This is a genomic window from Moritella sp. (assembly GCF_033791185.1).
In the GTDB taxonomy this organism is placed as follows: domain Bacteria; phylum Pseudomonadota; class Gammaproteobacteria; order Enterobacterales; family Moritellaceae; genus Moritella.
Map to the genome: position 1 here is coordinate 1 of NZ_JASJHF010000190.1, position 10792 is coordinate 10792.

The following is a 10792-nucleotide window of genomic DNA, read 5'->3' on the forward strand; positions in this document are numbered from 1 at the left end:
AAAACCGCAAAAATTTGCAGATCTATGGCTAACACGAGATCAACAAGGACAAATTTTATTCAACCTTGGTTATTATCCAAAAGCGTCGGTGACGTTTGATGATACCCGCTGGCAAGCTTATAGCATGTATGGCGCTGAGCAGTTTGAACAATCAGCTACTTTATATAATCAATATACCAAGCCAGATGATGTTTTAGCTCGCGCTAATGCACTTGCCCATGATCGTCGCTACGTTAAAGCACGTAACATATATCAAAGCATTTTGGAGAAAGATGGCAATAATAAAGCGGCATTGAATAATATAAAAATTGTTCAAGCAATTATAGATGATGTTAATCGATTATCTGAAAGTCAAAAGGCAGAAAATGGTGATTCATCAAAAGAACTTGGTGATGAACCGCAAACCGGTGATGGTGCAGATAAAAAAGAGGCGAGAAAGCAAGAGGCTGAACAGTTAAGTGCGGAGCAGTTGTTACTTGATCCTAAGTTAAATGAAATGTGGTTGCGACAAGTACAAAAAGATCCCGCACGTTTTCTAGCCCAAAAATTCTATATGCAAAATGAGCGAAAAGAGAAACCACTGCCGGTGAACAAAATTAGGCAAACTAACAGTCAAAAGGACAGTGGCAATGATTAAATTTAATCAGTTACTAAGCTGTTGTATGTTGATTTTATTGTCAACTTTTTCAATGCCTAGTTTTGCTAAATCGGTTGAAGATTTAATCGCAAACAATGAGCTATCTATTACTATAAAAATTGTAGCATCAGACAATATTGTCGCCAAACAAGCTGTTACCTTGGTGATTGATGTTGCAACTAATCGTTGGTTTGCTAAGGGAACAAGGATCCACGATGTTGAGCTTGCCGAGTCAGTTATTCTACCGTTCAATGAATTGGCAATAAATGGCACCCAACGTATCAATGGCACAACATGGGCAGTGCAAACCCGGGAAATAGTTATTTATCCAATGCAAGTAGGCATTTATGAAGTTGGACCAATACTGGTAGATGTTTCCATTAATACTGAGAGTGACGGCATTGTGAGCGGCACAATTCAAACTAAGGCTATTGAGTTTGAAACATCAAAACCTGCGGCGCTTAAAGACATTGAGCAATATATAGTGACACCAGCGTTATCCATTGCCATTGATGGCGTTTTTGATATCAATAATGAGTATCAAATAGGCGACGCAATAACTGAAACCGTTACCCTTACGGTTAAAGATGCTCCCGCAATGATGATCGTGCCGTTAGCACAAACACAGTTAACGGGGATAAGTATTTATCAAAAGCCAGTAAAAGTAGCGGATAAAAATATCCGCGGGACAATCACCGGTAAAAGGGAAGAATCTGTCACTTACATTTTTGAGCAAGCAGGGGATTATCAATTACCCCAGCAAACTCTTTACTGGTGGGATCCAGAAGCAGGGCAATTAAAAAGTGAAACCATACCGGCACGTACATGGACGGTTGTAGGGAATGTGGTTTCAACACAACATTTACCTGGAAACACATCATTTTGGCCATTGAATATCAATGTTATGGTTAACTTGTTAATGGTTCTATTTTTATGCTTCATGGTTTGGCAAAGCTATAAACACAAAAAATGGTTAGTTAATGTTTACGAAAAAATCAGTCATAAAAAATCGAGAAATTGTAAAAAAAGCTTCTTAGAGGCCATTGATAATCAACAATGGCAAATTGCTTGTCAGCAGCTTTACCTTTTTATTTATGCAAATGCGGTGTCTGGTACAGCGTTATACCAAGAAAAACCTGTTATTTGCTTAAAAGCATACTTTTTTGATGATGTAGAAAATACGCTATTACTGAATAAGCTATTACAGGCGGCATATCAAAACAGCGGTGAAAAATTAAATAAGCACGAAGCCAAAAAATTAATCAAGAAAAAACAAAAGACCAGTAAAGTTTCAGGATTACTTATAAACCCAAATAAAATACAACTGAATCCGATGGATGATGATATTTAAGCATGATCTAACAATCTAAAATTCCAATTTTCCACGGTATTGGTTGCTAAGCGTGTTGTTGCTATTTCGCCCCAGATTGGTGATAGCGCTGGCATTTCTATCAATCTGGTTAGGTTGACGCTGTTTAGTGGCTCACTAAAGAACAATTCACAGACTTGTTTCACGGTTGTAGGTGATTCAAGCCGTTTAATACAGATTAGCACATCATTCGGTTCGACCATGCCCGGTTTAATAACGCGATATAACCAACCACAACGGCTTAATGTTTGCATCTGTACTGAGATATTTACAGTATCCCAACGTGCATTAAGGTTATGACAAGGCATACGAGGCTGGCTGACTTCGATTACGGCTTCTCCCCATTGATATTGATCGCCAATACAAACATTGTCTTCGTTCATGCCGACTGCACTGATGTTTTCACCCATGCCAGGTGCTGCAAATTTAGGTTGTTGGTTATTACGCGGGGTAAATGCTTGCTGCCAAAATGTGTAATGCTCGATAGGATACTGGTGCAGTGCACGTTCGAGACCTCCGTGATACTTTTTATCTGCGCTGGTGTCACCTGCGAGTCCATGCACAGAGAGATAAATATTGTTATTTACTGCTTTCTTATCAATTGCAGAATCAAAACCATAGTTACGCTTAACCTGTCCGACATAGATTTTAACTTTGTGCTGTTGAGGGAGGGGCGGTGATGGTTGATTAAGCATTCTAGTATTTCCTTAGCATAGATAAAAATATAGTGAAGCTATTTTCATTGAAGTAATTCGAAACCTCAAGGATAATTTTTACTCTCTTATATAATCGATTTGCATCTTAGCTGCTTATAGAGACACAAAAATAATGTTTATTTTTTTATTATTTTGAACACTAAAAAATTAATTTAGTCTAGTCTCAATGGAGCTGAAAGTGCATATTTATGAGTTATCACATTATTTTTAGGTTTTTTTCGTAAATATGCTTTTAATCATGGCTGCAAAGGTATAGAATCCGCCTCCTAATTTTTCAAGAAAGCTACTAAAATGTAGCCGGTTAGCTGCAAGGTAGACAATGAGTCATTACACAGTTTTAGGTTTATCAACATGGTTCGAACTAGTCGAACGCATCGGCTCAGAAGCAGAAGCCAAGACGTATTTTTTAGAAACGAAATTAGTTGAGTACAACAACAGAACTTGCCTCGAATTAGTGGAAGCAGGTATGTTGATGCATTTGAAAAATTGGTTAGCAGTACAATACCAAGAATTCAAATCAACGGGTGAACGTTTACGTCGTGAGCAAGTCTCACAATCTACAAACTCTATCTCAAGTAAACTTTACTCGATAGAAGTTATTAGAACTCGTCCGCAAGCGGATGGACAACAAGTGCAACAACATGCACAGCAAAGACAACACGTAGCATCGTCACAATTCGGGACTAATCAAGTTCGTCCTGTACATGCAACGCCAGCAACACCTGCTGCTGTTGCAGAAGTTGCAAAACCTGTTGTTGCTGTACCTGTTGCACCACGAAAACCGCGTGTAATTACGTCAAAAGCACCAGCACCAGAAAAGAAACCTGCTGCTGCATCTATGGCTAATTTCTTCATGCGTCAGGTTCGTGCGACTAAATCTGAATTGGAAGATCGTAAGCACCATAATTAAGTAACGCTAAACGCGTACCTAAATATGTTAATGACCCAGTAGCAAGTATTGTCCCACGACGGTGTGATAAGACTTGGTACTGGGTCATTTTTTTATCTGCAATTTAGTAAATTATTCTTAAGTGGTATCACTTTATGCGCATTCATAATGTTCATCGATTAGCAACACAGCGTTTAGCTGACAGCACCAAACCTTTCAAAGCCCGTGGCGGTCGATTAATTCGTTGCGATTATTGCATGTTAGGTAAGCAATTTTGTATCTGTGAACACCAACCATTAGTTAAATCGACAGCTGGCTTTATGCTGGTGATGTTTGACTATGAAATGATAAAACCAAGTAATACGGGACGATTAATTGCCGATGTAATTGAAGATACCTTTGCTTATCAATGGTCTCGTACAGAGCCCAATCAAACGATGATCGACATCATCAATGAAGATCGTTGGCAACCTTTTATCATTTTCCCTGAAGAATATGTGGTTGAGCGCGAAAGGGTGCAAACAGGCGCATTGTCGATTGAATCAGGTAAACGACCGCTATATATCTTATTGGATGGTAGCTGGCGTGAAGCGAAGAAGATGTTTAAGAAGAGTCCTTGGTTGCAAGATATTCCGGTGATCTCATTTGATCCCGATGCTGTTTCACAGTATCAAATCCGCAAGGCTGCAAAAGACAATCAGTTGGCAACGGCCGAAGTTGCGTCATTGGTGTTAGGGCATCATGGTGAAGCATTAAATGCAGATATTCTGTCTTGCTGGTTTGATGTTTTTCGTGAGCGCTATCTGGCAGGCACCAAGCAAATTGATGTCGGTGTCGATGCCGCGCTTAAGCGTTTACAGGCGTTAACGGTTTAACACGACGCTAATATCATGGCTGTATACATGCCTATGTATACAGCCAAACCCAATCTTACTCTTATTTACATTAATCATCTTTTATTTTGAATATTAATCACTTATATTGCTATCTAGAAGCGATGTAGTCTCAGTTTTTAACGGAAGATATATGCAGAGTAAAAAACAATTACCATCTCCCATTCGCTGGGGGATCATTGGCTGTGGTGCTGTTACTGAACTAAAGAGTGGCCCTGCATATCAAAAAGTAGCCGGTTTTGAATTATCTGCTGTGATGCGGCGTGATCTCGGCCTAGCCCAAGATTACGCCAACAGGCATAGCGTAAAGGCTTATTCTTCTGACCCTGCGGATATTATCAATAACGATAATATTGATGCTGTGTATATCGCCACACCTCCAGACAGCCATAAGCAGTATGCCTTACAAGTGGCTTCTGCAGGTAAACCTTGTTGTATCGAAAAACCACTCGCCCCCAGTTATGCGGACAGCTTGGCGATTTATAATGCCTTTAACGATCAAAATTTACCTTTATTTGTGGCTTACTACCGTCGTTCATTACCACGTTTTAATAAAGTAAAAGCTTTACTTGAGAGCGGTGCGATTGGTCACGTTAGGACGATTAATGCGTTTCTAAATAAGCCAGCTAATGCGTTGGACCTGTCCGGTGAGGCTAATTGGCGAACAGATGAAAACATTGCTGTCGGTGGTTATTTTGACGATCTAGCTAGTCATGGCCTCGATTTATTTGCTTATTTGTTAGGTGATTTTGATATTGTTAAAGGACTCGGTACCAATCAACAAGCGCTGTATTCAGCGTTAGATTCGATATCTGCATGCTGGCAACATAAAAGTGGGGTGACAGGCGTCGGAAGTTGGAATTTTGGTGGTTGTACAAGGCAAGATCGGGTTGTGATCACCGGGAGTGAAGGTGAACTTAGCTTTTCTGTCTTTGATGAGGCGCCAGTGATCTTACAAACTTTAACCACGCGTCAAGAGTTTACGATTGCTAACCCTGAAAATATTCAGCTTTATCATGTCCAAAATATACGAGAGCAGTTGGTTAACAATATCGCTCACCCATCCAGTGGCAAAACAGCGCTGCACACCAGTTGGGTGATGGAACAGATATTGATGAAGTAAGCTGGTTGAGAAGCCTTGTAGTAAAGTCACTTAGCCTATGTATATAAGTGGGTTTATCTATTATCATTTGTTACATAAATGTTATTTGTTGAGCGCTGATTTTTCTAAGGCCTATCACAAAAATACCTCTTTATTTCAATTGTTATGTCGTTTCGCTCATGTTTTTTAAAAACGATATATTTACGCTATTTTATATATGTAATAGTCTGTAAAAATAAGACAGCGTGTCTAGATCTCAAAATAGTTCATATGGAAAATAAGGTGTTGCAATGGAATCGCCCCTCAAAGAAGTCATGTTTGAATACGTGCCGACCACGGAAGAAGTGGAAAAACTATTACAGCTAAGCCCGAATGCCAAAATTAATATTGCTAATACTAAACAGGCTTTTGATATTAGCCAAATCAAGCACCTAACACATTATGGTCATTGCATTAATGGTATTCATATCGAGATTGATATATGTGACGAATTAGAAATAGAACCATTATGGTCATTTCTTGATTTGGATTTTTTAAGAATTAGTTTTACCAGCGATGAAGTGCTTGACGATGATTTTAATGGATTTCTGACCTGGTTAGAAAATGCGGATAAACTCGAAGCATTATCGTTAGAAGCACAACCGTTGCACCATGAAGATGGCTTACACTTACTGTCGATTTATTTTGCCGCGTCAAAACAATTTCCAGTTTCTTTGTTTGTTAAAAACAATGTGAACACAGCTGCAGTGCCATCACTGCCAGCGTTACAGGTATTTAATCATGTTAAGACTGAGATGAGTATCAACTCATTTTAAGCCACTATTATTACCCGTGATACCTAATCCGTGGCGTTTTCTCTCGCTAACACCCGCTGCATCAATGAGTCGAGTTGTTGCAGTTCATCAACAGATAATACACTCAATGTATTTCTTTCTTTTTGGTGTAACTCGTACATAACAGTTTCAATTAACTGTTTACCTGCAATGGTGAGTTGTACCAACTTGCTGCGTTTATCTTCTGGATTATCAATTCGATCAATTAAACCAGCTTGGCTTAAACGATTTAACACTTTTGTAAGGCCGCCCGAACTGAATATCATCGCTCGATATAAGGCTGTTGGTGATAGAGAGTAGGGCATTGGGCTGCGTCTTAATGTACTTAACACACTAAACTCAGCGCGTTGTAAATCATAGCTGCCTACGAGTACTTCCACCTGATGGTTGCATAGATTGCTGACTTGCAGTAACCGCAGTAATGCTGGAGATACAGTTTCAGCGCACTCTGGCCAGTTATCGTCCATCGCTTGTACAATTTCTTTAATGCTATTTGCCATGATTTATATCTCCATTTTCACTGTAACAAATCCCTATCTGTTTCAGACTTTCAATAATATATCTTGCCAGGAAGATAAAGTCCAGTTATTATCTTTCCAGAAAGATAAATTGAAGGCGCGAATATGACACAAAGCAATACCCCCTCAGTCGCAATGAATGAGGTGAACACACGTAATAAAGAGCATACAGCAAGCACCGAGACCTCCGGTAAAATGAGTAAGACATTAATACTGACGCTAGCCGCGGTATTTGCATTAACCCCCTTTACGATTGATAGTTACTTACCAGCGATACCAACGATGGCTGAAGCAATGGGTGTTGATATCTCCTTGATGTCAGTTACGGTGAGTTTATATATTTTTGGTCTGGCGATAGGACAGTTAATTGGTGGACCTTTGTCTGATAAGAAAGGCCGTGGTTATGCCATGATCACGGGCTTAGCTGTATTCGCTATTGCCAGTTTATTGCTAGCGACGGCAACACAGATTGAAATTTTGTGGTTATGGCGTGTGCTGCAAGCTATTGGTGGCGGTATGGCGGTTGTGGGTGTACCTGCAACGATCCGCGATACTTGCAGTGGCAAAGAAGCAGCTAAGTTGTTTTCATTGATTTCACTTATTATGATGATAGCCCCCTCTATAGCTCCTACTGTGGGTACGATTATCATGTCGTTAGCGGATTGGCGCTGGATCTTTTATTCACTGGCTATGATGGCTGCGCTGGTGGCTATTTTGGTTATGAATTTTATGCCAAAGGCTGCTAAGAAGGTCGAAGTTGAACTGCAGCAAGGTGAAATTCAGCAAAAAATTGGTTTATTGTCTGTGTTTAGCGAGAAGCGTGCTTTGGGTTTTATGGTCGCTCAAGCATTCGCTTATTCGGTAATGATGATTTTTTTAACTAATGCATCAATGATGTATATGGAAGTGTTTGGTCAAACGCCTCAGCAGTTTTCAGTGTTGTTTTTTGCCAACATTTGCGGTTTAGTTGTTGTAAATCGTGCCAATACCTTCTTATTAGCAAGATTTGAACCTGAGACATTATTAAAAGCCTTTCTAAGTTTACAAGTTCTAGGAGGCATAATATTAGTAACTGCCTCTGTAATGGTACCTGACGAGTTATACGTGACTGTCGCTGGGTTCGTTATTGCTATCTCAGCAAACGGCGCTGTTATATCTAATGCCAGTGCTTGTTTTATGAAGAGTTTTGGACGTAATGCGGGCTCTGCTTCGGCAGTATTAGGGGCCACACAATATACCATCGGTGGCACTGTGAGCGCTATATCTGCATTTATCAGCATGGGGTCGGTTCAACCTGTGGTTATCATCATGCTAGTTTCATCTATCACTGCATTGAGTGGTGCAACGGTTGCAGCTCGCTACTCTCGTCATCGTGTGAGTTGAAAATAATATTTGTTAAAATAGCAACTTAGCTTGTAGGCTGATAAAGGATTATCAGCCTGAAATTCATTAGTAAGCACAGTTAATTATCAATAACAGCCGTTACTTATTAAGTAAATTCGCACATAATTTAACAAAGTCAGATGAAGTCACAATACCAATTACTTTATTTTCATTATCAATAACCGGTAGGCAACCTAGTTTATTATCAATGAAGTATTCAACAACAATTTTTAGTGGTTCATCTTCTGTTAACTTTTGAAAATCGGTATCCATCAAGTCTTCGATTAACTCGCCACGCTCTTTTCTAGCAAGAATATTAGTACCGTATTTATTCATCATTGCGATGACAGTACTGATCATTTTTTTGTGAGTTAGGATACCAACTAAAGTGCCGTCGAATTCAGATATGACGGGTAAGTGACGCACACCACGAGTTTGCATTAAATCGTGGGCATCTTTTAAACTGGCTTTATGGCTGATACAAACGATATTACTCGCCATTATATCTCTTACTTTCATACGCTAACTCCGTGTTATTTTATTGTTAGTTTAATTCACGTTAATATAACTAGCATACGTTAATCAAGTCTAAAATTACATTGCTTTGTTTAAAATAATCAAGATGTTAATCGAACTGTTTAGTTATTTTTTAACAAAGCTAATTCATGTATTGTTTGGAAGGTTTATATAAATAGACAGATTTGACAAGGAGCGGCTTTGTTTTAAAGTATATTTAATAAGTACTGTTGTTTTTATTATAATTTATTGATTTAGAGCAAAGCTACAACCAGCTATAATTTTGGTGTTATTGTTGATATTTGTGTGATAATTTAGCCACTTATATATTATAGATGGAGATTAGTTATGAAGGGATCGATCCTTGAATTTAGTATTGGAAGTAAAGAAGGGATTATTTCTGATGAGGATGGATGTCGTTATACGTTTAGTATGAACCAGTGGATGTATAAGAGCACGCCTCGGGTTGGTAGTAATGTCCACTTTACGCTAAAGTCTGGAAAACTGGCCTCTGTCACCATGGCTACGGTAGGGAAATCAAAGAAAACAACGGCTGTTTTATTGTCTTTTTTGTTTGGCGCAGTCGGTGCTCATAAGTTTTATTTAGGCTATAACAAGCAAGGTCTGTATATGTTACTGTTATTTGCATTTGGCTATGTATTGTTAGGTTTACCTTCGATGGTGATTGCTATCATTGCCTTGGTGGAATTTGTTATTTATTTGTGTAAATCGGAAGTCGAATTTGAGCAAGATTATGTGTTAGAAAACCGTCCTTGGTTCTAATCTTGTTTGGTTAAGGCACCAATTTTTCAATTGTTTTACCAGATAAAGTCCCTAAAACAATATTCTTACGCTTATCAGAACGTTGCTTGCGTACTTGAGTTGCGACAAATTCAGCGACTTCATTGGCTTCTAGTGGTTCTTGTTGTATCACAATTATTGGTAGTGGGGCTGTGACCGTCTTTAATCCTGTCACTTTGACAATATTGGCTGCAGGTTGCACTTTTACTGGCCTGCGAATACGTAACTCATGTTCTGCTGTTGTGCTTACCTTTTGATGTAATTGCGTTAATGCTAGCTGGTTATCCGGTGTTGCACGTTCTTTTTCTGCGTTAATCTCGCCCAGTAGTTTTAGCTTGTCAGGTTGGTGTAATGAATCTTTACGCTGCCAACTGAAGCGCACCGATTTCACCAACTCATTATCTAAACAATGTATCTTACGATATAAATGCACCGTCATTACCCCAGGACAATTATCATGAATGGCACTAAAGCGGGTCTGGCGGGTATCATTTTCACTGACAACTGCATGTTCAATATCAGCTTTAATACTATTAATTACGTTAATTTGGCTCACTATCTTCGCGGCATTTTCGTGGTCAGGGTGTAGATGAATAATGCCCACGTAACGGCGTGCTGATTTTTGTGAAAAAGGGTGCTTGATGTGAATATCTTGAAATGCTTCAGCCGCTAACTTCATTGCTAGCATGTCGGTTGCTAACTCGGGAATGATTTGATTTATTACCGCTTGTTCTTGGCCTTTTAATACAGCGGGGATCCGGCTGACTAATGCTTGTACTGGTTTTGTTGTTGCTAAGAGCTTTTCTAGTTGCAGCAAGTTCGCGGTAAGTTGATCAAATAAGCTTTTAATATCAGTCATGTCTAATCCTAGTATCAGTTATCTCTGTTATTGATAACTAGCATAGTAACGTGTAGACCATCATGCAATAGGTGAGTGCATAGGGTGATCGTTATGTGATCAGTGGCGACCGTTTGTTGATCGATATTGGCAGTGCATATTTCATGTAAGGCGCTTTCGTATCCGCAACGTCTTAGACAACAGCAAGTTTATGGCTGATATTACTCAACTACTACAAGTGTAGTGATAGCTAATGAACCCTACAGCTAAGATGTTATGCTAAGCCGAACTTGCCCC

11 protein-coding genes and 1 pseudogene are annotated in these 10792 nt (G+C 39.2%); 8 read left to right on the forward strand and 4 right to left on the reverse strand.

All coding sequences use genetic code 11. From position 1 onward, the window contains the following. A pseudogene (locus QNK26_RS11380) lies at nucleotides 1-637 on the forward strand (hypothetical protein); the annotation flags it as partial. After that, nucleotides 630-1988 carry a hypothetical protein gene (locus QNK26_RS11385; RefSeq protein WP_319223029.1) on the forward strand — a complete coding sequence of 453 codons (1359 nt, stop codon included), beginning with the start codon at nucleotides 630-632 and terminating at the stop codon, nucleotides 1986-1988. The pseudogene QNK26_RS11380 and the gene QNK26_RS11385, both read left to right, overlap by 8 nt. Here the strand turns inward: QNK26_RS11385 and QNK26_RS11390 are convergent. Continuing rightward, nucleotides 1985-2701 (reverse strand): MOSC domain-containing protein, encoded by a 717-nt coding sequence (locus tag QNK26_RS11390; protein WP_319223031.1) that lies wholly within the window; start codon nucleotides 2699-2701, stop codon nucleotides 1985-1987. The two genes, QNK26_RS11385 and QNK26_RS11390, sit on opposite strands and share 4 nt — an antisense overlap. Nucleotides 2702-3041: 340 nt before the next feature. Here QNK26_RS11390 and QNK26_RS11395 point away from each other — a divergent pair, with 340 nt between their 5' ends. From QNK26_RS11395 to QNK26_RS11410, 4 genes are all read left to right on the forward strand, one after another. Then, nucleotides 3042-3632, forward strand: coding sequence for a hypothetical protein (locus QNK26_RS11395; protein ID WP_319223033.1), 591 nt, complete (start codon nucleotides 3042-3044; stop codon nucleotides 3630-3632). A gap of 134 nt (nucleotides 3633-3766) precedes the next feature. Further along, on the forward strand, nucleotides 3767-4486 hold the full coding sequence (locus QNK26_RS11400) for a tRNA-uridine aminocarboxypropyltransferase (RefSeq protein ID WP_319223035.1): 720 nt from the start codon (nucleotides 3767-3769) through the stop codon (nucleotides 4484-4486). A 151-nt stretch (nucleotides 4487-4637) separates the two neighbouring features. Next, nucleotides 4638-5627 (forward strand): Gfo/Idh/MocA family oxidoreductase, encoded by a 990-nt coding sequence (locus tag QNK26_RS11405; RefSeq protein WP_319223037.1) that lies wholly within the window; start codon nucleotides 4638-4640, stop codon nucleotides 5625-5627. A gap of 269 nt (nucleotides 5628-5896) precedes the next feature. Next, nucleotides 5897-6421, forward strand: coding sequence for a hypothetical protein (locus QNK26_RS11410; RefSeq protein ID WP_319223039.1), 525 nt, complete (start codon nucleotides 5897-5899; stop codon nucleotides 6419-6421). A gap of 23 nt (nucleotides 6422-6444) precedes the next feature. Here QNK26_RS11410 and QNK26_RS11415 read toward each other — a convergent pair whose 3' ends face one another. Beyond that, nucleotides 6445-6939 (reverse strand): MarR family transcriptional regulator, encoded by a 495-nt coding sequence (locus QNK26_RS11415; RefSeq protein ID WP_319223041.1) that lies wholly within the window; start codon nucleotides 6937-6939, stop codon nucleotides 6445-6447. 123 nt (nucleotides 6940-7062) lie between these two features. On the opposite strand from QNK26_RS11415, the gene QNK26_RS11420 reads away from it, so the two are divergent. After that, complete coding sequence (locus tag QNK26_RS11420) at nucleotides 7063-8340, forward strand: multidrug effflux MFS transporter (RefSeq protein WP_319223043.1); 1278 nt, start codon at nucleotides 7063-7065, stop codon at nucleotides 8338-8340. A 99-nt stretch (nucleotides 8341-8439) separates the two neighbouring features. Here QNK26_RS11420 and QNK26_RS11425 read toward each other — a convergent pair whose 3' ends face one another. Next, entirely contained in the window at nucleotides 8440-8859 is a 420-nt protein-coding gene (locus tag QNK26_RS11425; RefSeq protein ID WP_319223045.1) for an HPP family protein, read from the reverse strand. 345 nt (nucleotides 8860-9204) lie between these two features. Here QNK26_RS11425 and QNK26_RS11430 point away from each other — a divergent pair, with 345 nt between their 5' ends. Then, entirely contained in the window at nucleotides 9205-9639 is a 435-nt protein-coding gene (locus QNK26_RS11430) for a TM2 domain-containing protein (protein WP_319223047.1), read from the forward strand. A gap of 10 nt (nucleotides 9640-9649) precedes the next feature. On the opposite strand, the gene QNK26_RS11435 is transcribed toward QNK26_RS11430, so the two are convergent. Then, nucleotides 9650-10516: a DNA replication terminus site-binding protein gene (locus QNK26_RS11435; RefSeq protein WP_319223049.1), complete on the reverse strand. Its 867-nt coding sequence runs from the start codon at nucleotides 10514-10516 to the stop codon at nucleotides 9650-9652. Nucleotides 10517-10792 lie beyond the last annotated feature (276 nt).

What these genes read in the sequence shown, in the direction of transcription:
- QNK26_RS11385 (WP_319223029.1), top strand. Translation starts at nt 630, where the DNA reads ATGATTAAATTTAATCAGTTACTAAGCTGTTGTATGTTGATTTTATTG.
- QNK26_RS11390 (WP_319223031.1), bottom strand. Translation starts at nt 2,701, where the DNA reads ATGCTTAATCAACCATCACCGCCCCTCCCTCAACAGCACAAAGTTAAA.
- QNK26_RS11395 (WP_319223033.1), top strand. Translation starts at nt 3,042, where the DNA reads ATGAGTCATTACACAGTTTTAGGTTTATCAACATGGTTCGAACTAGTC.
- QNK26_RS11400 (WP_319223035.1), top strand. Translation starts at nt 3,767, where the DNA reads ATGCGCATTCATAATGTTCATCGATTAGCAACACAGCGTTTAGCTGAC.
- QNK26_RS11405 (WP_319223037.1), top strand. Translation starts at nt 4,638, where the DNA reads ATGCAGAGTAAAAAACAATTACCATCTCCCATTCGCTGGGGGATCATT.
- QNK26_RS11410 (WP_319223039.1), top strand. Translation starts at nt 5,897, where the DNA reads ATGGAATCGCCCCTCAAAGAAGTCATGTTTGAATACGTGCCGACCACG.
- QNK26_RS11415 (WP_319223041.1), bottom strand. Translation starts at nt 6,939, where the DNA reads ATGGCAAATAGCATTAAAGAAATTGTACAAGCGATGGACGATAACTGG.
- QNK26_RS11420 (WP_319223043.1), top strand. Translation starts at nt 7,063, where the DNA reads ATGACACAAAGCAATACCCCCTCAGTCGCAATGAATGAGGTGAACACA.
- QNK26_RS11425 (WP_319223045.1), bottom strand. Translation starts at nt 8,859, where the DNA reads ATGAAAGTAAGAGATATAATGGCGAGTAATATCGTTTGTATCAGCCAT.
- QNK26_RS11430 (WP_319223047.1), top strand. Translation starts at nt 9,205, where the DNA reads ATGAAGGGATCGATCCTTGAATTTAGTATTGGAAGTAAAGAAGGGATT.
- QNK26_RS11435 (WP_319223049.1), bottom strand. Translation starts at nt 10,516, where the DNA reads ATGACTGATATTAAAAGCTTATTTGATCAACTTACCGCGAACTTGCTG.